The 24,789-nt window shown below is 63.2% G+C and carries 10 protein-coding genes and 1 pseudogene; 3 read left to right on the forward strand and 8 right to left on the reverse strand.

Annotated elements, in window-relative coordinates; genetic code table 11:
* Positions 1-31: 31 nt before the first annotated feature.
* Positions 32-15,460: a non-ribosomal peptide synthetase gene (locus AB4N98_RS01360; RefSeq protein ID WP_460149181.1), complete on the reverse strand. Its 15,429-nt coding sequence runs from the start codon at positions 15,458-15,460 to the stop codon at positions 32-34.
* Between the two features lie 209 nt (positions 15,461-15,669).
* Between AB4N98_RS01360 and AB4N98_RS01365 the strand changes: the two genes are divergently transcribed.
* Positions 15,670-15,921, forward strand: a complete 252-nt coding sequence (locus tag AB4N98_RS01365; RefSeq protein ID WP_065877936.1) for a type II toxin-antitoxin system HicA family toxin — start codon at positions 15,670-15,672, stop codon at positions 15,919-15,921.
* Positions 15,918-16,282: pseudogene (locus AB4N98_RS01370) on the forward strand (type II toxin-antitoxin system HicB family antitoxin). Before AB4N98_RS01365 ends, AB4N98_RS01370 begins: the two are co-directional and overlap by 4 nt.
* Here AB4N98_RS01370 and AB4N98_RS01375 read toward each other — a convergent pair.
* The 5 genes from AB4N98_RS01375 to AB4N98_RS01395 form a co-directional block, all read right to left on the reverse strand.
* Positions 16,283-17,455 carry an MFS transporter gene (locus AB4N98_RS01375; protein WP_065877933.1) on the reverse strand — a complete coding sequence of 391 codons (1,173 nt, stop codon included), beginning with the start codon at positions 17,453-17,455 and terminating at the stop codon, positions 16,283-16,285.
* A gap of 40 nt (positions 17,456-17,495) precedes the next feature.
* Entirely contained in the window at positions 17,496-18,851 is a 1,356-nt protein-coding gene (locus AB4N98_RS01380; RefSeq protein ID WP_065877943.1) for an MATE family efflux transporter, read from the reverse strand.
* 193 nt (positions 18,852-19,044) lie between these two features.
* On the reverse strand, positions 19,045-19,851 hold the full coding sequence (gene nadE, locus AB4N98_RS01385; protein WP_017530277.1) for an ammonia-dependent NAD(+) synthetase: 807 nt from the start codon (positions 19,849-19,851) through the stop codon (positions 19,045-19,047).
* Position 19,852: 1 nt separating this feature from the next.
* Positions 19,853-21,070: a nicotinate phosphoribosyltransferase gene (gene pncB / locus AB4N98_RS01390; protein WP_017530276.1), complete on the reverse strand. Its 1,218-nt coding sequence runs from the start codon at positions 21,068-21,070 to the stop codon at positions 19,853-19,855.
* Positions 21,071-21,081: 11 nt separating this feature from the next.
* Positions 21,082-21,729 carry a nicotinamidase gene (locus AB4N98_RS01395; RefSeq protein WP_017530275.1) on the reverse strand — a complete coding sequence of 216 codons (648 nt, stop codon included), beginning with the start codon at positions 21,727-21,729 and terminating at the stop codon, positions 21,082-21,084.
* A gap of 146 nt (positions 21,730-21,875) precedes the next feature.
* On the opposite strand from AB4N98_RS01395, the gene AB4N98_RS01400 reads away from it, so the two are divergent.
* The gene (locus tag AB4N98_RS01400) at positions 21,876-22,568 is read left to right on the forward strand and encodes an NUDIX hydrolase (RefSeq protein WP_017530274.1); all 693 of its coding nucleotides are present in this window, start codon (positions 21,876-21,878) and stop codon (positions 22,566-22,568) included.
* 32 nt (positions 22,569-22,600) lie between these two features.
* On the opposite strand, the gene AB4N98_RS01405 is transcribed toward AB4N98_RS01400, so the two are convergent.
* Both AB4N98_RS01405 and AB4N98_RS01410 read right to left on the reverse strand, forming a co-directional pair.
* Positions 22,601-23,374 carry an L-iditol 2-dehydrogenase gene (locus AB4N98_RS01405; RefSeq protein ID WP_065877931.1) on the reverse strand — a complete coding sequence of 258 codons (774 nt, stop codon included), beginning with the start codon at positions 23,372-23,374 and terminating at the stop codon, positions 22,601-22,603.
* Between the two features lie 18 nt (positions 23,375-23,392).
* Positions 23,393-24,718, reverse strand: a complete 1,326-nt coding sequence (locus AB4N98_RS01410; protein ID WP_065877929.1) for an ABC transporter substrate-binding protein — start codon at positions 24,716-24,718, stop codon at positions 23,393-23,395.
* Positions 24,719-24,789: the final 71 nt, after the last annotated feature.

A 24,789-nucleotide genomic window follows, 5' to 3' on the forward strand; every position in this document is an offset into this window, starting at 1 on the left:
TCGATTAACTTTTGCACGCCATAGCCCTCAATTAAGAAATCAGTTTCTCAAGATCATTGGCTGATAGACGTTTGAGGGCCTCCAGAGATTTAGTCAGTTCATCCTGCAAAGGCTGTAAATCGCCTTGCAGGCCCTGTAGTTCACTGCAGAATTCGCCCAGGTTTTGTGTGCCGAACAGCAGGTTGAGCGGAACATCCAGCTCCAGTTGCTGGCGAATGCGCATGACCACTTGCGTCGCCAACAACGAGTGCCCGCCCAGCGCAAAGAAGTTGTCGTTGAGCCCCACTTGCGCGATTTCCAGCACGCTTTGCCAGATCTGCGCCACCTGTTGGGCCAGCTCGCTGTCCGGGGCCACGTAGGCCTGGGCCGCCTGCCCGGCGTCCGGCTTGGGCAGCGCCTTGCGGTCGAGCTTGCCGTTGGGGCTGAGCGGCATACGCTCCAGAACCTGCACATGGTTGGGCACCATATAAGCAGGCAGCGCCTGGCCCACATGTAGCTTGAGTTCAGTGGCCGGGGCTGGGTGTTCGCGCCGACCTTGCTCGCCAAGCACCACGTAGGCCACCAGTGACGTATCGTCGACGGCTACCACCACCGCCTCGCGTACATGCTCATGCTCAAGCAGCCGTGCTTCGATTTCCCCCAGCTCGATACGCAGGCCGCGCAACTTGACCTGGTGATCGATACGCCCGGCGTATTCGATGACCCCATCGGCGCGATAGCGCGCCAGGTCACCGGTGCGGTACATACGCTGGCCCCGCCCTTGCGGGCTGACGACAAAGCGCTCGGCGGTCAATGCCGGGCGCTGGTGATAACCCCGCGCCAGCCCTTCACCCGCCAGGTACAGCTCACCCAGCACGCCCGCCGGCAGCGGTTCCAGATTGGCATCCAGAATGAAGCACGCGAGGTTGGCGATCGGCCGCCCGATCGGCACGCTGTCACGGCCCTCGTCAAGGCACGTCCAATGGGTCACATCGATGGCCGCTTCGGTCGGGCCGTACAAGTTATACAGCCGCGCCTTCGGCAGCCGCGCGAACACCTGCTGCTGGGCGTCCACCGGCAGCGCCTCGCCGCTGCATACAATACGGGCCAGGCTCAGGCAACTGTCCACAGCGTGCGCCTGCATGAACGCCTGCAACATCGAGGGCACAAAATGCAGGGTCGTCACCTGCTCACGGTTGATCAGCTCAACCAGCCGTGACGGATCACGGTGGTCGCCGGGAGCAGCCATCGCCAAGCGAGCCCCTGTCATCAATGGCCAGAAAAACTCCCAGACCGACACATCGAAGCTGAACGGGGTTTTCTGCAAGACCGTGTCCGCGGCACTGAGCCCGTAGGCCTGCTGCATCCAGCACAACCGATTGACCAGCGCCGAATGCCGGTTGCCCGCGCCCTTGGGCTTGCCCGTGGAACCAGAGGTGTAAATCACATAGGCCAAGCCTTCGGGGTGCACGCTGACCCGCGGGTTGGCGGCACTGTAACCTTCAAGCCAGGTGGCCGGCTGGTCCAGCAGCAGGGTGCGCACACCGGCGGCGAGCGGCAGGCCATCAACCACCCCCGCTTGACTCAGCAACAACGAGACGCCGCTGTCCTCGATCATGTAGCGCAGGCGATCCTGCGGGTATTCCGGGTCCAACGGTACGTAGGCGCCCCCCGCTTTGAGGATGGCCAGCAAGCCGACCACCATTTCAATCGAGCGCTCCAGCGCAATCCCCACCAACCGCTCAGGGCCCACGCCGGCTTCGATCAGCTTATGCGCCAGGCGGTTCGCCCGCGCATTGAGTTGCGCATAGCTCAGACGCTCGTCGGCAAACACCAGCGCCGTGGCGTCGGGCGTGCGCAGCACTTGCTGCTCGATCAGGTGCTGGATGCTGCAGGTCAATGGGTAGGTGGTTTCAGTGGCGTTCCAGCTGTCTACGATCTGTTGACGTTGCGCACCGTCCAGCAAGCGCAAATCGCCAAGCCTGGCCTGCTCGCCGCTGTCCGCCATTTGCAGCAACAGGTGCTGAAGGTGCCCGGCCAATTGCTTGACCACGCCAGCATCGAAGTGTTGGCGGTCATAGGCAAACTGCAGCGACAGCGTCTGGCCGGCGTCGACCAGCACCGTCAACGGCACACTGGTCTGCTCATGGCTGCTGACCTCGCCAAACGCGATGCCCGCCGGCGCGCCCTGCTCCAGCGCTTGCGACACGGGGTAGTTCTCGAACACCAACAGGCTGTCAAACAGAGCGGTGCCGCCATGCCCCGCCCAGCGCTGGATATCAAACAAAGGCGTGTGCTCGTACTCACGCAAGGCCAGGTTGAGCGACTGCACGTCTTGCAGCCAGGCACTTACCAACTGTTCACTGCGAGGGCTGGCGATCACCGGCAATGTATTGATAAACAAGCCGACCTGCTGCTCGACACCCGCCAAATCGGCGGGACGCCCCGACACCGTGGCACCGAAAGTCACGGTCGGCTGCCCGGTATACCCCTGCAACAGCAGCAGCCAGGCACCTTGCACCAGGGTGTTGAGGGTGACTTTGCGAAGTCGGGCAAAGTCGCCAAGGCGCTGGGTGTGCTCGCGATCAAGCAGCTGCTGATGGCTACCGTGGCCAGGCTGCGACTCACTCTGCGGCGCGTCAAGACTGCGCGCCAGCAAGGTCGGCTCCTCCAGGCTGGCCAACTGCTGCTTCCAGAACGCTTCGCTGGCAGCGTCGTCCTGACGCTTGAGCCAGGCAATGTAGTCGCCATAACTGCCCGTGCGCGGGGCCGGGGCTTGCCCGCTATAGCGTTGCAACACCTCGCCGAGCAACTGCGAGTTACTCCAGCCGTCCATCAAGATGTGATGGCTGGTATAGATCATTTCGTAACGTTCGGGAGCCGTGCGAACCACCGCCAGACGCAGCAGCGGCGGCCGTGCCAGGTCGAAGCCCTGATGCAATTGCTGTTGCGCCAGCGTCTGCAGGGCGGGTTCCAGATCCGCGCGTTCAAGCCAGTCATGGGTTTCGAAGGGCAACTCGGCGTGACGCTGAACAATCTGCAGGGGCTGCTGATGTTCGCTTTCCCAGATAAACCCGGTGCGCAAGACATCATTGTTATTGACGCTGTCTTGCCAGGCCGCTCGAAAACGCTCGACGTCGAGCCCCTGGACGGCAACGCGCATCTGGTTGATGTAATCGCCACCGTTTTGCGCAAGGCGACTGTGGAACAACATGCCTTGCTGCATCGGTGACAAAGGATAGATATCGGCGATATCACGCGCAGGAACTGCCAGGCGGTCCAATTGCACCTGACCCAGGCCAGCCTGGAGGAAGTCCGTAGGCGTGACGCCTGCCGCCCTCCCGTCACAGCAATGTGCGATCAGCGCCTTGAGTTCGAGCATGTACTCGTCCGCCAGCCGCTGCACGGTGGTTTCAGCAAACATCTGCGTACTGAAACTCCAGTCCATGCTCAGCTCGCCGGCGTAGACCCGACCATTGAGCGACAGCCAGTTGCTTAGTGGCGCCCGCTCGCTCTGCTCGGCACCCGCGAATTCTGTAGCAGGGACGAACAACGAGGTTTCATCGAACTGGCCGTCGAACTGCCCCAGGTAATTGAAGGTGATCCGCGGTACAGCCAACTGGCTAAGTGCCGCACGGGACGCCTCATCGCCCAGATAACGCAACACGCCAAAGCCGATGCCCTTGTGCGGGACACCGCGCAATTGCTCCTTGATCGCCTTGATCGAACCGTCCAGCGAGACTTCGGGTGTAAGGCGTACCGGGAACAAACTGGTGAACCAGCCCACGGTGCGGGTGACATCCAGGTTGTCGAAGAGTTCTTCACGCCCATGGCCTTCCAACTGGATCAGCGCACTGCTTTGTGCGCTCCAGCGCGACACCACGCGCGCCAGCGCCGTCAGCAGCAGGTCATTGACCTGGGTGCGATAAGCCGCGGGGGCCTCTTGCAGCAACTGGCGGGTCAGCGCCGGGTCCAGACGTGACTGCACGGTTGCCGCATAGCGGTTTTCCAGGCTGCCCTCGATGTTGTCACACGGCAGTTCGCCAGTGGCTCCCTGGGCCTGCCAGTACGCGAGTTCAGCCTGCAACTGGGTACTTTGGGCGTATATCTGCAAACGCTCGGCCCATGTTTTGAAGGCGCAAGTCTTGGCGGGCAAGCGGATGGTTTGCGCGCCATGAGCCTGACGGTAGGCCAGTTGCAGATCCTCCAGCACTATGCGCCAGGACACGCCATCGACCACCAGATGATGCACAACCAATAACAGGCGCTGGCTGCCGTCGGCCATGTGCGCCAGCAATGCGCGCAGCAGGCCTCCCTGCAAGTCCAGCGAACGCTGGGCGCGATCGGCCCACTGCGCAAGCGCCTGGCTGTCGTCGACCTCGGCTTGCCACAGCACCACCGGCCGGTCAGCGGGTGAGCGGTGGCTGGCTTCCCAGCCCTGTGCGCCCTGGCTGAAACTCAGGCGCAAGGCATCGTGATGCCCGATCAGCGCCTGCAGCGCCTGCTCCAGTGCCTCGGCCTGCAAGGCCCGGGCAGGACGCAGCAACACCGACTGGTTCCAGTGATGGCGCTCGGCAATAGCCTGTGCAAAAAAGTCCTGTTGAATCGCCAACAGCGGTGTGGCGCCCGTCACCGGGCCCTGTTCGACCACGGCCTGCGGCGGCGCATGCCGCGCCACGCGTGCCAGGCCCTGTACGGTTTGATGGGTAAACAGCTCTTTGGCGGTGAAGTGAATACCGGACGCACGTGCGCGGCTGACCAACTGGATAGAGACAATCGAGTCACCACCCAGCTCGAAGAAGTTGTCGCTCACCCCCACCTGATCGAGTTTCAACACCTCCTGCCAGAGCCCAGCCAAGCCTCGCTCCATTTCATTGCGAGGCGCCTGATAGCCCGCCAGGGCAGGCTGTAATTCAGGTACCGGCAACGCTTTGCGGTCAAGCTTGCCGTTAGGCGTCAGGGGCAAACGCGCCAGCGTGACCCACTGCGCCGGCAGCATGTACTCGGGCAAGGTCTGCTTGAGCCAGTCACGCGCGTCTTCATGCAACGCCTGCGGCGCCGGCTGTTCAGACACCAGGTAGGCGATCAAACGGGTACCGTGCTCACCGTCATGGGCGACCACCACGGTTTCGTCGATCGAGGGGTGTTGCAGCAGCCGCTGTTCGATTTCCCCCAGCTCGATCCGGAAACCACGCATCTTGGTCTGGTGGTCGATACGTCCCAGGTACTGGATGTGACCATCGGCCAGGTAGCGCACCAGGTCACCGGTGCGATACAGGCGCTGCGCCCCCGCCCCGAAGGGGTTCGGCACAAAGCGTTCCGCGGTCAGGTCCGGACGCTGCAAGTACCCACGGGCGATACCGGCGCCGGCCAGGTACAACTCGCCCGCCACGCCGATCGGCACCGGCTGCAAATGCTCGTCAAGGACATAGCTGTCGGTACCCGCCAACGGCCGCCCGATGCTCGGCTGCCCGCCCGCTACTCGTCGCACATACGTCGAATAGGTAGTGTCTTCGGAAGGGCCATACAGGTCGTACACATGCTGCAGCGTCGGGTGACTGTAAAGCGCGTCGACCAGTGGCTGCTTCAACGGCTCACCGGCCAGGTTGATGATGCGCACGCTGGCGGGGATTTGCCCGGCCGCATGCAGGGCGGCAATCGCCGACGGCACGGTGTTGATCAGCGTGACGCGATCGCGCGCCGGCAAATCGGCGAGGGCCAGGGCGTTTTCGGCGAGCACAAAGAAGCCACCGCTGCCCAGGGTCACAAACAGTTCCCAAACCGACAGGTCAAAGCAGATCGAGGTAGACGCCAATACGCCCTGCAAGTCTTCGCGACGATAGACCCCCTGGGCCCACTGGACCAGCGACACCGCGTTGCGATGGCTGATGGCGACGCCTTTTGGCTTGCCCGTGGAACCCGAGGTGTAGATGACATAGGCCAGGTTGTCGGCATGCGCGAGTGCAGGCAGGTCGGCACAGTCCGGGGCGCTTGCATCAACGTCTTCGGGTACGACCACCAGCACGTGCGCACCACCAACCTGGGCCGGGTCATTGCTCAGCACCAGGCGCGCCTGGCTGTTTTCAAGCATGTAGGCAATGCGATCGGCCGGGTAATTCGGGTCCAGCGGCACGTAGGTGCCTCCCGCTTTGAGCACCGCCAGGAGCGCCACGACCATTTCCACCGAACGTGGCAGCAACACGCCCACGCGAACCTCAGGGCCTACGCCACGAGCCCGCAGGCGTCGAGCCAGGCGGTTGGCGCGCGCATTGAGCTGGCGATAGTCCAACGCCTGCTCGCCAAACAGCATCGCCAGTTGCTCGGGACCTGCATCGGCCTGAGCTTCGAACAGCTGGTGCAGGCCGCCGTCGAAGGTGGCCGGTAGTTCAAGGCTGTTCCAATCGCGCAGGATAACCTGGCGCTCGTCGGCGCCCAGCAGCGGCAATTCGCTGATCGCCTGTGCAGGCTGGCTGACGATAGCGCGCAACAGGTTCTGCCAGTGGCGCGCCAACTGCTCGACGGTGCCGCGTTGGAACAAGTCCGTGGCGTAGGTCAACGACGCCGCCAACCCGCCCGCCACTTCCACCGTATCCAGGGTCAGGTCGAATTGCGCCGTGCCACTGTCCCAGGCGATGCCTTCAATGGACAGGCCCGACAACCGGACCTGGCGTTGCTCGCGGTTCTGATGGTTGAACAGCACTTGGAACAGCGGGCTATGACTCAGGCTGCGCTGGGGCTGCAAGGCCTCGACCAGTTGCTCGAACGGTAAGTCCTGGAACGTTTGGGCCTCGAGCACCGACTGGTGAACCTGCCGCAACAGGGCTGTGAACGACAGCGCGTCGCCGAACTCGGCGCGCAGCACCTGAGTGTTGACGAAAAACCCGACCAGCCCCTCGGTTTCCAGGCGATTGCGGTTGGCCACCGGCACGCCGACACGGATATCGTTCTGGCCGCTGTACCGGTGCAGCAGCATCTGGAACGAGGCCAGCAACACCGTGAACAATGTGACCTGTTCGCGCCGCGCCACCTGCTGCAAGGCGCTCGCCAACTCGTCAGGCAAGGCGAAGTCCAGGCGGGCGCCTCGAAAGCTCTGCTCGGCCGGCCGGGAGAAATCGACCGGCAACTCCAGCACCGGCTGCTCGCCGCCCAGTTTGTCGAGCCAGTAGGCCAATTGCCGCGCATTGTCGCCACCGGCGACCCATTGGCGCTGCCAGGCGGCATAGTCGGCGTATTGCAAGGGCAAGCTCGCCAGCACGGGCTCGCTGCCCGCACAGAATGCGGCGTAAAGACTGACCAGTTCGTCGACCACGATCTGCATCGACCAGCCATCAGAGACGATGTGATGCTGGGTGATCACCAGCACATGGTGGTCTGCGGTGATCGCAAGCAATTTGACGCGCATCAGTGGCCCGTTGAGCAGATCGAACGGGCGCTGAATCTCCGCTTCGACACATCGTTGGATCTGCGCAGCTTCCACGTTTTCTCGCAGCACCGGCAGTTCAACGTGGGCATGGATCACCTGCAAGGTACGTTCGCCCTCCTCCACGAAGGTGGTACGCAACGCCTCATGCCGCTGCACCAGTGCCTGGAACGCTTGTTCAAGCGCAGGCACATTCAATTGGCCGCGCAAATGCAACGCCGTCGGTACGTGATACGCCGCACTGTGCGGATCCAGTTGCCAAAGGAACCACTGACGCTCCTGGGCCGACGACAGCGGCATCGGCGCCCCACGCTCCATCGCCACCATGGGAACACTGTCCTGCGCCTGCAGGCTCTCGCAAGCCTGGGCAAAACCCAGCAACGTGGGATGCTCGAACACGCTGCGCAGCGGCACTTCCCGCTTCAGTTCATGGCGCACACGGGAGACCACCTGGGTCGCCAACAGCGAATGCCCGCCACGCTCGAAGAAGTGGTCACCCAGGCCGACCTGCTCAACCTGCAACACCGCCTGCCAGATGGCCGCGAGTTGCTGTTGCAGAAGGCTCTGCGGCGCCAGGTAGGCGGCCCGCGGCTGATTCAGGTCGGGCGCGGGCAAGGCGCGGCGGTCGAGCTTGCCATTGTTGTTCAACGGCAAGGCGTCCAGCAGCACCCAGTGCGTCGGCACCATGTAGTCGGGCAAGGACTGGCGCAACACCGCTGCCAACCCTTGGCCGTCGATGCCGGCCTCACGGGCGACGACATACGCCACCAGTTGCGCGCCGGCTGGCCCGGCCACGGCAATCACTGCCGCCTCGCGCACCTGCGGCAGCGCTTGCAGGCACGCCTCGATTTCGCCCATCTCGATCCGGAAACCACGGATTTTCACTTGATGGTCGATGCGCCCTACGTATTCCAATGCCGCGTGTTCGTTGTAGCGCGCCAGGTCACCGCTGCGGTAGAGCCGCGCGCCGGGCACACCGGAAAACGGGTCCGGCACAAAGCGTTCGGCGGTGAGCGCCGGGCGGTCGAAATAGCCCTGGGCCAGGCCGGCCGCGGCGCCGATGCACAACTCACCAACGCCGCACGTCGGCAGCAACTGAAACGCACTGTCCAGCACGTACAGCGTACGCCCGTCGATAGCGTGCCCGATCGGCATGCCAAAGGTGTCATTGGCATCCGCCAGCTGACAGTCGTGCACGCTGGACACCACGGTGGCCTCGGTCGGGCCATAGGTGTTCACCAGGCGCACGTTGCCCAACCCCGCCGCGTGCCAGGCGCGTACGCCCTCCACCGCCATGGCTTCGCCGCCCACATGCACCTGGCGCAGGCTACCCAGAGCGCGGCCGTCAACGGCGCACTCCTTGGCCAGCAAGTACCAATAGGCCGCGGGCAGGTCGGCGAGCGTCACGCCCTGGTCGACGATTTCCCGAGCCAACTGCCCGGCATCCCACAGTTCGTCGCCGCGCATGATCAACGCCGCGCCGACGCACAACGGCGGGTAGCACTGTTCGACAAACCCGTCGAAGCTGAAGGTCGCAAATTGCAGCACGCGGTCTGCGGGTGTCAGTGCGCTGTAATGCGCCGCCGTTTCACAGAATTGGCCGAGGGCGGCATGGTCGATGGCCACGCCCTTGGGCCGCCCCGTAGAGCCGGAGGTGTAGATCACGTAGGCCAGGTCTGCCGCCATGGCCTGATTGGGCGGGTTGGTGGCCGGGTAGACGGCCAGTTCCGCACCCGACACGGTGAAGTCGACGCGCACCAGGGCGGCGGGTAACGGCAGATCCTGCAGCAACCCGGTTTCGCTGAGCAACAGGTCGAGGCGGCTGTCGGCCAGCATGTAGGCCAGGCGTTCGTTCGGATAGTTCGGGTCCAGCGGCACGTACGCGGCGCCACTCTTGAGCACCGCGAGCAGGCTGACGATCAGTTGCGGCCCGCGCCGTGAGGCCAGGCCGACCCGCTGCCCCGGCCCGACACCGTGCGCCAGCAGGCAATGCGCCAGGCGGTTGGCCCGCTCATTGAGCTGGGCATAGGTCAGGCGCTCATCCCCGGCCTGCACCGCCAGTGCGTGCGGCGAGGCCTCGGCCTGGGCCGCAATGCGCTCGTGCACACGGTCATGACGGGTCACCGAACCCAGCGATTGGCTCAGGGCAAGCAGGTCGCGCTGCCCGGCGGTGTCGAGCAGTTGCAAACGGCCCAACGGTGCATTGGCATCCGCCACCCATTGCACCAGCAGGTGCCGCAGGTTGGCGGCCAGTTGTTCAACCTGGCGCGCGCTGAAACGCGCACAGTCGTAGCTGAACTCCAGGCGCAGGCTGGCGCCCAGTTCTATCCCCAGGGTCAGCGGGTAGTGGGTGCGTTCATGGTTGTGCATCCGCCCGAAGGTCAGGCCTGCCGGTGCGCCTTGCTTCAGGGCCTCGGCGACCGGGAAGTTTTCAAATACCAGCAGGGTGTCGAACAAGGCGCCCTGTTGCCCGGCCCAGCCCTGGATGTCGTAGAGCGGCACGTGTTCATGGTCGCGCAGGCTTACGTTCAAGGCTTGCAGTTCACGCAGCCGGTCGCCGGTGGATTGCGCAGCCGAAAACGTGCTGATGATGGGCAAGGTGTTGATGAACAGGCCCAACTGCTGCTCGATCCCCGGCAACGGCGCCGAGCGCCCGGCGACAGTGGCGCCGAAGGCCACGCAGTCCTGACCGGTATAGCGTTGCAGCAAGAGGCTCCAGGCGCCCTGCAGCAGGGTATTGAGGGTGACTTTCTGTTGACGGGCAAATTCGCTCAGCTCACGCGTTATGGCGTCCTCCAGCACGAGCTGATGCTCAGCCGTGCCGCCGCCGTCAACCGGTGGCCGCAAGGCTTCTGCCAGCAAGGTCGGCGCCTGCAGCGGTACCAGGGCGGCTTTCCAGAACGCCTCGCCCGACCCTTGCTGTTGCAGCCATCCCAGGTAGTCGCGGAACTGCCCCAACGGTGCCGGTACGGCCTGGCCGGCGTAGTGGGCAATGACTTCACCGAGCAACTGGGCGTTACTCCAGCCATCCATCAGGATGTGATGGCTGGTGAAGATCAGATGCCAGGCCTCGCCGGCACCGCGCACCAGCATCAGGCGAAACAACGGCGCGGTATCCAGCGCAAAACCTTGCTCGCGTTCGGCGCCAGCGAGGGCATCGAGGTCGGCATTGAGGTCTTCAATCACGTGCAACTGCACGTCAACCTGGCGCTGGATCAGTTGGTGGGCGCTGTCCAGGCCCAGCCAGTGGAAGCTGCTGCGCAGGATGTCATGTCGGTCCAGCGCAGCCTGCCAGGCGCGGCCGAACGCCAACAGGTCGAGGCCCTGGATATCCAGGCGCAACTGGTTGATATAGGCCTGGGCGTCGGGCTCATACAGGGTGTGGAACAACATGCCCTGCTGCATCGGCGACAACGGGTACAGATCGGCGATGGCCGGCCCCGCCACGGGCAATGCGTTCAATTGCTGCTGGCTCAGGCGCGCCAGCGGGAAGTCCGAAGGCGTGGCCTGCCCCGCCGGCGTGGCGCAGCAATGTTCGATCAAGGCCTTGAGTTCCGTCGCGTACTCATCGGCCAGGCGTTGGATGGTCGCCGTGTCGAACATCTCGCGGCTGAAGCCCCATTGCAGCGTCAGTTCGCCGCCATACACCTGCCCTTCCACGGTCAACCAGTTGGCCAGCGGCGCCTCGGGGTCCTGGGCTTGGCCGCTGCCCTGGGCCGCTGGCACAAACAGTGCCGACTCGCTGAACTGGCGGTCGAACTGGCCCAGGTAGTTGAAGGTGATACGCGGCGCCGCCACGCCCGCCAGGGCTTCACGGGCGGCCGGCGCTCCCAGGTAACGCAACAGGCCATAGCCGATGCCTTTGTCGGGCACGGCGCGCAGTTGCTCCTTGACCGACTGGATCGCACTGGACAATGGCCCCTCAGCCTGCAGGCGCACCGGGAACAGGCTGGTGAACCAGCCAACGGTACGGGTCAGGTCAAGGCCATCGAACAGGTCTTCGCGGCCGTGGCCTTCCAACTGGATCAAGGCACCGGGCTGACCGCTCCACCGGCTGACGACACGTGCCAGGGCGGTCAGCAGCAAATCGTTGACCTGCGTGCGATAGGCCGCCGGCGCTTCTTGCAGCAACCGGCGGGTGTACTCGGCGTCGAGGCGTACGTCGAGTTTGCTGCCCAGGCGGTTTTGCAGGCCGCCGTGGGGGTTGTCGCAGGGCAAGTCCATGTCGGCGGACTGGGCCTGCCAGTACGCGAGCTGTTCATCGAGGTTCAGGGCATGGGCCTGCAACTGCTGCGCCCACTGCTGGTAGGCACTGGTCTTGGCCGGTAGCGATGCCTCGGCATACGCCTGCTGCACGTCTTCAAGCAGGATGCGCCAGGACACGCCGTCAATCACCAGGTGATGGACCACCAGCAACAGGCGTTGGGTGCCGTCAGCCATGTTCACCAGCGCGGCGCGCAGCAGCGGCCCCTGCTCAAGGTCAAGGCTGCGCTGGGCTTCGTCGCAGAGCGCGGCCAGCTCAGTGTCATCGACGGCATGGGATTGCCACAGGGCAGGCCCGGTGACCGGCGCGCCATGAGTTTGCAGCCAGCCGTCGGCCCGTTGCGCAAAACGTAGGCGCAGGGCGTCGTGATGGTTGAGCACTTGGGTCAGGGCGGCTTCCAGGCGCGTCGGCTCCAGGGCTTCACGCGGGGTCAATAGCAACGACTGGTTCCAGTGCTGGCGCGCCGGGATGGCCTGGGCAAAAAAGCTCTGCTGCACCGGCGTGAGGATCACCTCGCCGCTGACCGGCCCCTGGTCGATAACGCTGGCCTGCTCCAACGTCGCCACCAGCGCCAGGCTGCGCACGCTCTGGTACTGGAACAGGTCGCGCGGGCTGAGGCGAATCCCGGCCTGGCGCGCACGGCTGACCACTTGGATGGAGATGATCGAGTCGCCACCCAGCTCGAAGAAATTGTCTTCCAGGCCAACGTGCTCGACACCGAGCACGTCGCTCCAGATCGCCGCAAGGGCTTTTTGCAGAGCGTTCTGCGGCGCGACAAACCCCTGCTGCGGCGTGGCGTCCGGCAACGGCAGCGCCTTGCGGTCGAGTTTGCCATTGGCGGTCACCGGCAGCTTGGCCAGGTACACCATGTGGGTCGGCACCATGTATTCCGGCAGACTGCCGAGCAACCAGGCCTTGAGGTCCGTCGGCGCTTCGCCGTCCGGCACCAGGTAAGCCACCAGTTGCTTGCCGCCCTGCACCAGCACCACCGCCTCACGCACACCGGGGTGTTGCATCAGGCGTGTCTCGATTTCGCCCAGCTCGATACGCAAGCCACGCAGCTTGACTTGATGGTCGAGGCGCCCGAGGTATTCGATGACACCGTCGGCACGTTGGCGCACGCGGTCGCCGGTGCGGTACAGGCGCGCGCCGACGGCAAACGGGCTGGGCACAAAACGTTCGGCGGTCAGCGCCGGGCGCCGGTGATAGCTGCGGGCCAGGCCGGTGCCGCCCAGATACAGCTCGCCCGACACGCCGGCAGGCACCGGGTTGAGTTGGGCGTCGAGTACATAGGTGCCGAGGTTGGCGATCGGGCGACCGATAGGCACGGCGTCGCGGCCTTCGTCGGTGCAGGTCCAGTGGGTGACGTCGATGGCTGCTTCGGTGGGGCCGTACAGGTTGAACAGCCCGGCCTGGGGCAGTTTGGCGAACACTTGCACCTGCGCATCCAGCGGCAAGGCTTCGCCGCTGCACACGATGCGCTTGAGGCTGCTGCAAGCCTGCACGCCCGGCTCATGGATAAACGCCTGGAGCATCGAGGGCACGAAGTGCAAGGTGGTAATGCCATGGCGGCCGATGGTGTCGATCAGGCGGGCCGGCTCGCGGTGTTCGCCGGGGGCGGCAATGACCAGCCGCGCGCCGGTCATCAGCGGCCAGAAGAACTCCCAGACCGAGACGTCAAAGCTGAAGGGGGTTTTTTGCAGCACCGCGTCGCTGGCGTCGAGGCTATAGGCCTGTTGCATCCAGCACAGACGGTTGACCAGCGCGCGATGGCTGTTGCCCACGCCCTTGGGCTTGCCGGTGGAGCCGGAGGTGTAGATCACATAGGCGAGGTTCAGCGCCTGGATCGTCACGGCCGGTGATGCGCTGCTGTAACCGTCAAGCCAACCGGTTGCCTGGTCCAGGACCATCACACGGATTGCGTCGGTGGGCAGCAACGGCAGCAGGCTGTGCTGGCTGAGCAGCAATTGGATGCCGCTGTCCTCGATCATGTAGGTCAGGCGGTCCCGGGGGTATTCGGGGTCAAGCGGCACGTAGGCGCCACCAGCCTTGAGAACGGCCAGCAAGCCCACCACCATCTCCACCGAGCGCTCAACGCAAATGCCCACCAATGCATCGGGGCCCACGCCCTGTTCGCGCAAGGCATGGGCCAACCGGTTGGCGCGGGCGTCGAGCTGGGCGTAGCTCAACGTGGTGTCGCCGAACACCAGTGCCGGGGCCTGCGGCGTGGCCCGGGCCTGGTCTTCGATCAACTGATGAATGCCGCGCTCGGTCGGGTAGGTTTGGGTGGTCTGGTTCCAGTCCCGAACCAGCACCTGCTGCTCTGCGGCGGTTAGCATCGGCAGTTCGCCGATGCGCTGCTCGCCGTCGGCAACCATGGCCTGCAACAGGCTGATCCAGTGCCGGGCCATGCGCTCGATGGACGACGCGTCGAACAGGTCGTTGGCATAGGTCAGCGCGGCGTGCAGGGTGCCGGATTTTTCATAGGTATCCAGAGTCAGGTCGAACTGGGTGGTGCGGCCCTGCCACTCCACCAGTGCCAGTTCCAGGCCGGAGGCGGTACTGACGGACGCGATATCGGCGACCGCCGGCTGGTGGTTATACATCACCTGGAACAGCGGCGTGTGGCTGAGGCTGCGCTCGACTTTCAGGGCTTCCACCAAGCGCTCGAACGGCAATTCCTGATGGGCCTGGGCGCCGAGCGCGTGCTCCTTGATGCCTTGCAGCAACTCGGCAACGCGGGTTTGCCCGGTCAGCTCGGTGCGCAACACCTGGGTGTTGACGAAGAAACCGATCAGCCCTTCGACTTCACTGCGGTTACGGTTGGCAATCGGCACCCCGACACGGATATCGCCCTGGCCGGTGTAACGGTGCAGCAGCACGTTGAAGGCGCCCAGTAACAGCATGAACAGCGTGACGTTGTGCTGTTGCGCGCAACTGCGCAGCTGCGCGGCCAGTGCCGGCGCAATCGCGAAATTATGACGCGTGCCCTGGTAGCTGGGCATCGCCGGGCGTGGGCGGTCGGTGGGCAGTTCCAGCACCGGATGCTCATCGCCCAGGCGCGCCTGCCAATATTCCAGTTGACGCGCCTGCTCCCCGGCTTCCAGCCAGCGGCGCTGCCACAGGGCGTAGTCGCTGTACTGGATGGGCAGCGCCGGCAATTGCGGCGCCTCGTTGCGCTCATGAGCGTCGTAAAAGCGGATGAACTCGTCGATCAGCACGTTCATTGACCAGCCATCGGAGACGATGTGGTGCAGGGTCAGCAGCAGCACGTGTTCCCGAGCATCCAGCTTGAGCAACTGCACCCGTAGCAGCGGACCGTGCTCCAGGTCGAACGGCAACAGCGACTGGTGGGTCGCCGCATCATTGACCGCTTGCTCACGTGCCGCCGGCGCCAAGCCGGTCAAATCTTGCTGTTCAATCTCCAGCAACGGCTCCAGGGCGACCTGCCGCAGGCGCTCATCGGGCTGGCGCTGGAATACCGTGCGCAAGGTCTCATGCCTGGCCACCAGGCCGGCGAACGCCTGCCGCATCGCACTCAAGCTCAGCTCGCCCTTTAAACGCACGGCGCCTGGCAAGTTATAGGCGCCGCTGGCCGGGTCCAATTGCCACAGAAACCACATGCGCTGCTGCGCATAGGACAGCGCCTGGCGGTCCTCGGCCTCTACCCCTGCCGGAATCGGAAACCGCGAGAAATCGACCCCTTCTTTCTGCAGTGCCTGCTGGAACAGCTGGCGCTTTTCCAGGGGTAACCCGATAAACCGGCGAGCAAGTTTCAAGGAGTCTTCAGCATTCATTTGTTGGGATCCGGAGCAATAGGCAGGAAGCACAAAGGCACGTCGTCCCTATAAAACGAATCGCAAAGGGAAAAATTAGCGGCGGCTGGAAGGCTGGGAAGGAGGCGTCATCAAGGGTTACATCAATTTCAGGAAAGCCACGCAGACCGGAGCTAGCATTGACGCCCATCACTTTTTGCAACTACATTTAGTTACACGCAGGGAACGCCGTGTCCAAAAATGAAAAGCTGCTCGCCAAATTGCTCAATGAACAAACGTTATTTACCTGGCCCGAATGGGTCACGCTATTGCGACGGCTGGGCTACACACAGATTGAAGGGGCTGGAAGCCGCGTCAAGTTCGACATCGGCAACCCCAGTGCAATGATCACCTTGCACAGGCCTCACCCCGGCAACGAACTGAAACACTACATTCGGCGCCAGATCATCGAACACTTGCGATCAGGAGAACTGATTCCGTGAACAACCAACTCAAATACAAAGGCTACATAGGCTCCATCGAAGCCAGCCTCGAAGACAACTGCCTGTTCGGCAAGATTCTGTTCATCAAGGCTTTGGTCAGCTATGAAGGCAAAACCGTCGCCGAACTGGACGCGGCGTTTCACGAGGCGGTGGATGACTACCTCGCGACGTGCCAGTCGCTGGGGCAAACCCCGGAGAAACCTTGCAAAGGCTCGTTCAACGTGCGCGTCGGCCATGAACTGCATCTGGCTGCGGCCCTGGCCGCGGCACGAAAAAAGTCACGCTCAACGACCTGACCCGTCAGGCGCTGAACGAATTCCTGCACCATCACAGCGCGGATGCAGGCCCGGCGATTGGCTGATCAGCCCAAGCGCCGATAACCCAACACTGCCGAGCCCGATACCACCGCCCCTGCCGCCAACGCCACCCAGAAGCCGCTGGTGGCGCCGAAATGGTCGATCATCCAGCCGGAGCCGGCGGCACCGATGGCCACGCCGATGCTCAGGCCGGTGATCAACCAGGTCATGCCTTCGGTCAGGCGACTGGCTGGAACCACCTGCTGCACCAAGGCCATGGACACGATCAGAGTGGGCGCGAAGAACAGCCCGGAAACGAAGATCGCCACCGCCAGGCCCGGAATGTTGGTTACCAGCAACAACGGCAACGTGGTCAACGCCGTGGCCACCCCACAGAACAGGAACTGCCGGGGCAACGGCGCCTTGAGCTTGAGCGTGCCAAACGCCAGCCCCGCCAGGCACGAACCGATGGCGTACACCGACAGCACGATACTGGCCGCCGCCGGCTGGCCCTGATGTTGGGCAAACGCAACGCTGACCACATCCACCACGCCGACGATGACGCCCATGGCCAGCAGCAGGATCATCAAAATCAGTACCGAAGGCGAAGCGATCAGCCAGCCCGCGTGGTGCGCCTGGTGTTCATGCACGGGGGGTTCAGTGGCCCGTTGCAACACGAACGTGGTCACTCCTGCCGCCAGCAACAGCGCGGCCACCAGCGGCCCGGCTTCGGGAAACAGCACCACACTGAGGCCCACCGAAATCGGCGGGCCGATGATAAAGCACACCTCGTCGAGCACGGACTCCAGGGCAAACGCGGTTTGCAGCTGCGGCTGCCCCCGGTACAACTCGGTCCAGCGCGCGCGCACCATGGCCGACATATTCGGCATACAACCGGCCAGGGCGGCAAACAGGAACAACGTCCAGTTCGGCGCCTGCAAACGGGTGCACAGCAACAGCATCAACAACGCCCCGCCGCCGATCAACGCGGCAACCGGCAGCACCCGCCCCTGGCTGTAACGGTCCACCCACCGTGATACCTGCGGCGCGCAAAACGCCGTGGCCAAGGCAAACACGGCGGCCACCGAGCCCGCCAGGCCATAGCCGCCATGCACCTGAGAGAGCATGGTAATCAGGCCGATACCGGTCATCGACACCGGCATGCGCGCCAGCATGCCGGCCAATACGAAAGCCCGGGCGCCAGGCACCTGGAACAACTCGGCGTAGGGGTTTGCCATGATTTAGAAGCCTTCTGTCCTTAAATTGCGCAGCCTGTTATCACACCAGCCGCTTGATCTGCTTATGTCGCCACACCAACCGGTAGTACGCGACCTGCAAGGCCAGCATCGCCAGGTAAGTCACCGGAAATGCCATCCAAACCCCTTCAAGGCCAAAGTGCGCATTGAACAGATACGCCACCGGCAATTCCACGCACAGCACGCAGAATATCGAGATGGCCACCGGCATCAACACCACGCCGCTGGCGCGCATGATCCCGCCGATGACCGCCTGAAAGCCGAACACCAGGATGCTCCACAGCATGATGTGCAACAGGTGTTCGGCATTGACTCGCGCCGCGTCGTCGGTGATGAACAGCCCCAGCAACCAATGAGACAGCCCATACCCCAGCACAATCAGGCCACCGGTGAGACAGGTGTTGATCAACAACCCAGTGCACAGGATCGGCCCGATGCGCTCCAGGCGCCCGGCACCAATCGCCTGGGCGCCCAGGATCGAGGCGGTGATGGCAATCGACAGCGCCGGGAACTGCACGTAGTTGACGATCTGCGTCACGGCGCCGTAAGCCGCCGTGGCCTGGGAACCGTGGCCATTGACCAGCGCCAGGATGACCAGCTCGGACAACGACAACACCACCATCTGCAAGCCGGTGGGCAGGCCGATACGCAGGACTTTGCCGAGGATCGCGCGGTCCAGGCGCAAGGCCGCAAGCAGTTCGCGATCCGGCGCCATCACATGGCGCTTATGGCGCAGGCGCAACACCAAAAACAGCATCGCCAAGGCGTTACCCACCAGCCCGGCATACACCGCGCTCTGGATCCCCATGGGCGGCAGGCCGATCCAGCCGCGAATCAGCGCAGGCGTCAGCAACAGGCCTGCCAGCGTTGAGACCATCAACGCCAGCAAGGGTGAAACGGTGTCGCTCACGCCGCGCAGCAACTGGGTATAAAGGATAAAGACCAGCAGCAGCGGCATGATCAGCATCATCATCTGGGCGTAACCCACCGCGTCGTCAAGCACATCAATCGGTGTGCCCAATGCCTGCAACGCCGGCCGCGCAAACAGGCTGCCCAACACCGCCGCGATCAACCCCACCAGGGCGCCCAGGGCCAGCGTGGCGCCGGTAATCGACTTGACCATCGCCGTTTGCTGGGCGCCCCACGCTTGGCCGATCAGCACCGAAGCGCCCGCCCCCAGGCCGATCACCAGGGCGATAAAGAAAAATACGATGGGAAACATCCCCGAAACCGCCGCCAACGCCTGGGTACCCAGCATTTGCCCCACATAGATACCGTTGAGGGTGCCGGAAAAGCTCTGCAGGAAGTTGGACAGCACCATCGGTGCCAGAAAGAGCAGGTAGACCTGCCACAGCGGGCGTTGCAAAGGGCTTTGCATGAAAAACGGGGCCTCGAAGAACAAAAGCGTCCGAGGGTTATACCGTAAGTGGATCCAATGTTCTTGTGCTTTGACAGCCGAGCGTATTGGCGCCGAGCCCGCACAGCGGCCCCCGCATTGGCCCTGGCCGCGATCTGAAGGCGTGGGAACCAGGGCCAATCGGTTCGGCTGGAATTCGCGCAACCATCAAATGCTAGGGTGCGACAGGCAGCGCCCGCTTGTGCGCGGTCTTGCGGTACGCCCCCTCGACAATCGCTCGCACCTGCTCGCTCACCGGCTCGCCCATCAAGTACGCATCAATCTCGGCGTACGAGCAGCCGTATGCGGCTTCATCCAACTTACCCGGAGCCAGTTCTTCGAGGTCGGCGGTGGGGTGTTTGTGCACCAGGTTCGCCGGGGCGTCGAGGGCGCTGGCCAGCAGGCGCACCTGGGTTTTGGTCAGGCCGGACAAAGGGGCCAGGTCGCAGGCGCCGTCGCCGAATTTGGTGAAAAAGCCCATCAGCGCCTCGGCGCCATGGTCGGTGCCGACCACCAGCCCGTTATGCAGGTTGGCCACCGCGTACTGCGCGATCATGCGGGTGCGCGCCTTGACGTTACCCTTGATGAAGTCGAGCTGGGCAGCGTTGGCATCGCCAGCAGACAAGCTGGCCATGAGGCCGTCGACGCCGGCGGCTATGTTGAGGGTGTCGATATGGTCCGGGACGATGTAATCGAGGGAGGCCTGGGCGTCACTTTCATCGGCCTGGGTTTTGTAGGGCAGGCGCATGGCGATAAAGCGTGCGGTGTAGCCTTCGTCGCGCAGTTGCTCCACCGCCAATTGGCACAGGCGCCCGGCGGTGAGCGAGTCCACCCCGCCGCTGATGCCAAGTACCAAGGCCTTGCAGCCCGACTCACGCAACGTGGTCTTGATGAAGTCGATACGCCGTTGGATTTCCTTGGCTTCACCGCCCTTCACCAGGGTGCGGTCGATCTTCAGTTCCCGCGCGATACGGTCTTGCATGTCACACCTCCACGTTGCCGACATTGAATACCTTGGCTGCATACTGCAAAAACGAGGCGTCTTCGCAGACGTTCTTGATCGGGTCATCCGAGAATTTCACCACCGGTTCGCCGTGGACCCGCACCAGCTTCATCACGATGCTCAGGGGTTCCACACCCTCCACATCGCAGGCAAGGCTGGTGCCCATGCCGAAGCCGAATTTGGCCTTGCCACGCACATGGCGCAGGATCGGCAGGCATTTTTCGAAGTTCAGGCCATCGGAGAACATAAGGTCTTTGGTCATGGGGTCGATACCGAGTTCCTTGTATTTGGCCAACACCTTGTCGGCCCAGGCGATGGGGTCGCCGGAGTCCTGGCGCAGGCCGTCATAGAGCTTGGCGAAGTACAGGTCGAAGTCCTTGAGGAAAAAATCGGTGCTGATGGTGTCGGTCAACGCAACGCCCAGGCGGCCACGGTATTCACGCACCCAGTTTTCCAGGCCGGCGTTCTGGCTTTCGCGCAGGCGGCCCAATTGCTGGTGCACCATCATCCACTGGTGCGCCATGGTGCCGATCAGCGGCAAGTCGAACGCGTAAGCCAGGTGCGCGTTGCTGGTACCGACGAACTGGCCGGGGAAGTCGCGACGCATGATGTCCACGACCTCGCGCTGGGCCTTGAACGACAGGCGACGGCGCGTGGAGAAGTCCGAGACACGCAGGTCGGCGAGCTCCTCGCGACTGAGGTTTTTTTCCAGCCAGTCGAATTTCTGATAGAGCTTGCGGGTGACAGCTTCCAGGGTCACGTCGGGGTATTTATCACGGTTGCGCAATTCGCTCACCAGTGCCAGCACCGGCTGCTCGAACATGATGCAGTGCAGCATCGGCCCGATGACACGGATGTTCAGTTGGCCGTCGACCTCGCTGACGTGGATGTAGCGCAGATTGAAACGGAACAGGCCAAGGAAGCGCTCGTAGTCCGGGGTGAGGTATTCGCGAAAGCGCGGGTTGAACAAAAAGCGCAGTTCGCCTTCACGCATCTGCAGGCCGGCGAGCTTTTCCAGCTCGTCGCGTAACGGCGGGATCAAGTGACCGAGGTTTTCCTTGGAGCGCACGATGAAGTTGTATTCCACATCCACATTGGGGTGCTGGTGCAGCACGGCCTGCATCATGGTGAAGGTGTAGTAATCGGTGTCGAGCAAGCCCTGGATCACCGGGGTTTCGTAGTCGTAGGCACTTTCCATGGTGGTTCTCCTTAACGCGTGGCCATCGCGGCCAGTTCTTCGCGGGTGCTGCTGATCACAGCACCGGCCTTGAGCAACTCATTGACAGCCTGTACGCCGCCCTCCTCGCTGATACCTCGGCAGGCCGGCAGGTGCAGGACGACCTCCAGGCCGGCCTTGAGCAACTGCAAGGCGGTGGTCTTGACGCAATAGTCCAGGGCCAGGCCACCGACAAGCACGCGGACCACGCCTTGGGCCTTGAGGTACTCGATCACGCCGGTGGACAGTTTGTCGTGCAGGTCGTGGTAGCACGCGCCGTACGGGTGAAGGTCGGGTTCGACGCCTTTCCAGACGAAGTAATCGTAGTCATACGGCGTGGGCAGTTCATCGAGCAGGGTAAAGCCGTCGGTACCCGGTACGCAGTGGCTGACCCAGGTGAGGTCGGCATGCACAAGGCCGGTGGGTTTCATCATCTCGCTCGGGTGGGTGACCACCCAGGGCGCATACGGGGTGTGCGCGTCTTTGCTACCAACGCGATGCCCGGCGAGGCCGGCCATGTAATTGAGTTCGGCGCCGATCTGGTCGCCACCGGCCACAGGCAACTCGTTGGGGCACAGCGGCGTGAAGCTCTTTTGGGCATCAACATCGAATGAAGCAAGGGCGGTTTTCGCAAGGGTCATGATGATTCTCCTATGGCCTGGAAACAAAAGTACACGTCATGTACTTTCATTGCAAGAAACATTTATTTACCTGTGCTGGAGCAAGTACATGACATCGCTGTTCGATCCGCTAGACTGTGCCCCACCGCCGTTCGGAAGGACTTCACATGCCACTTAGCGCCTATCTCCACACCGTCGACCTGTGCGTACTGTTTTACTGCCGCACCTCGGGCGAACTCAAACTGCTGCTGAACAAACGCGACGCCGAGCCCTTCGCCGGGCATTGGGCGCTGCCGGGTGTGGTGGTCAATGGCGGCGTGCAAGATCTGAGCCTCAAGGATGCCGTGGAACGGTTGCGCGCCAGTGACAAAGTCGGCCTGGAGCTGGCCTGGAGCGAGCAGGTTGGCACGGTAGGCGACGCGTTTCGCGACCCGCGATGCTGGTCGTCGTCCACTTATTACCTGGCGATTGTGGCGGATGAGGTAACCCTGGCTGAACATCAGGCCTGGTTTTCGCTGAATGCGGTGGCGGACGGCAGTATCAAGCTGCCGTTCGATCACAACCAGATCGTGGCGGCCGTGCAGGAACGCCTGCTGTCCAAGTCGCTGTACAGCAGCTTGCCGCTGATGTTTCTGGGCAAGGAATTCAGTGCGCCGCAAGCGACTGCGATTTTTTCCCTGGTGCTTACACGGCCCGTGTTGAAGACCAGTATTCGCCAGCGGTTGCTGAAGCTGACCGAGGCGGGGTATTTGCGTGAGACGGGGCGCAAAAAGCCGGGTGAAGGCGGCAGGCCCCAGGCGACGCTGGAAAGCCTGAAGCCCGGTGAGGTCTATTTCTTCGATCGCAGCTTTGCTGAATAGTCAGGCTCATGCAGATCAGCTGTGGGAGGGGGCTAGTTCATCCAATTGCCGCCATCGACGTTGTACGTCTGGGCCACTACATAATCAGCCTCTTTCGAAGCAAGGAAGATCGCCATGCCGGTGAGGTCTTCAGCCGTCCCCATCCGCCCAAACGGCACCTCAGCGCCTACCCGTTTCTTCTTCTCCCCCGGCGCCAGCCCTTCATGCCGGGCGAACAACGCATCCACCCCATCCCAATGTTCACCGTCAACCACGCCGGGGGCGATGGCGTTGACGTTGATCCCGTGCTTGATCAGGTTCAACCCCGCCGATTGCGTCAGGCTGATCACCGCCGCCTTGGTTGCGCAATACACCGCCACCAACGACTCGCCACGCCGCCCGGCCTGGCTGGCCATGTTGATGATCTTGCCGCCGTGGCCCTGGTGGAGCATCTGCCGGGCCGCAGCCTGCAATGTGAACAATGTGCCGGCGACGTTGATCGAGAACAGCCGCTCGAAGCTGTCGCGGGTGATGTCGACGATGGGCGCCAGGTCGAACAGCGCCGCGTTGTTGACCAGGATATCCAGCTTGCCGGCATGGGCCACCACGGCACTCATCGCGGCATCGATGGAGAGTTGGTCGGTGACGTCCATCTCCACCGCGTAGGCCTGTGGCCCCAGTTCGGCAGCCGTTTGCCGGGCGCGTTGCAGGTTGATATCGGCGATGGCGACGGTGGCGCCTTCGGCGATATATGCCTGGGCAAACGCGCGGCCGATCCCGCGCGCCGATCCGGTGATCAGCGCACTTTTACCTTCAAGTCGTTTCATGAGGATGTCCTGTAACAATCACTTCGGGTATCCGGCGCGTTTCATTTCGCGCTCTGTGGTCGATTGCGCCTGCATCAACGCCTGATCAACCGTCATGCCACCGGTCAGCGCCGCCGAGAACAACTTGCCGACCGAGGTGCCGATGGCCTGGAACTCGGGGATGGTCACGTACTGGATGCCCACGTACGGTACCGGCTTGACCGACGGGTGCGCGGGGTCGGCGTGCTTCATCATTTGCAGGGTCACCTGGGCGAACGGCGCGGCGTTCAAGTAGGCGTCGCTGTAAGTGGACTGGCGCGTGCCGGGCGGTACGTTAGTGAGGCCGTCTGTGTCGGCGACCAGTTGAATGTAGGCCTTGGACGTGGCCCAGGTGATAAAGGCCTTGGCGGCGTCCTTGTGCTTGGAGGTGGCCGGGATCGCCAGGGACCACGCGTAGAGCCAGGAGGACCCTTTGTCCGTAACTTCTGTGGGCGCGGCGGCGAAACCGACACGGTCGGCCACCTTGCTCTGGCTGGCATCCGTGGTAAAGGAGCCGGCGACGCTGGCATCCACCCAAATGGCGCATTTGCCGCTGTTGAACAGTGCCAGGGTCTCATTGAAACCATTGCTGGACACGCCCGGCGGGCCATATTGCTTGAGGGTATTGACGTAGAAGTTGGCGGCGGCGGTCCACTCGGGGCTGGTCAGCTCGGGCTTCCACTGTTCATCGAACCAACGCGCACCAAAGGCGTTGGCCATGGTGCTCAACAGCGCGATGTTTTCGCCCCAGCCGGCCTTGCCGCGCAGGCACATGCCGTATTCGCCCTTATCCTTAGCCGTGAGCTGGGCGGCGAACTCGCCGAGTTGGGTCCAGGTGGGGTGCGCGGGCATGCTCAGGCCGGCATTTTTGAACAGATCGGTGCGGTAATAGGTGACGGTGCTTTCACCGTAGAACGGCAGGGCGTAGAGCGTGTTATTGACCGACAGCCCCTGGCGTACCGAGGGGAAAATATCCTCGACGTCGTAATCGGCCGGCAGCTGGCTCAGCGGTTCCAGCCATTGCTTGGTACCCCACAGCGGGGTTTCGTAAGTGCCGATGGTCAGCACGTCGAATTGGCCGCCCTGGGTGGCAATGTCGGTGGTCAGGCGTTGGCGCAGCACGTTTTCTTCGAGCACCACCCAGTTGAGCTTGATCTGCGGGTGCTGCTGCTCGAACACCTTGGACAGGCGCTGCATGCGGATCATGTCGCTGTTGTTGACCGTGGCGATGGTCACGGTCTCGGCGGCATGACTGGGCAGGGCCAAGGCCAGGCCGCAGAGCAGGCACAGTGCTGTGGGGAACGTGGCTTTACACTTCGGGAGCATGGCGGTTTCCACCTGTTGTTTTTGTTGTGAGCGCCGATTACAGCAGCTTGGCCAACCCCTCACAAACGAAT

The sequence above is a fragment of the Pseudomonas sp. S3_E10 genome (assembly GCF_054667615.1).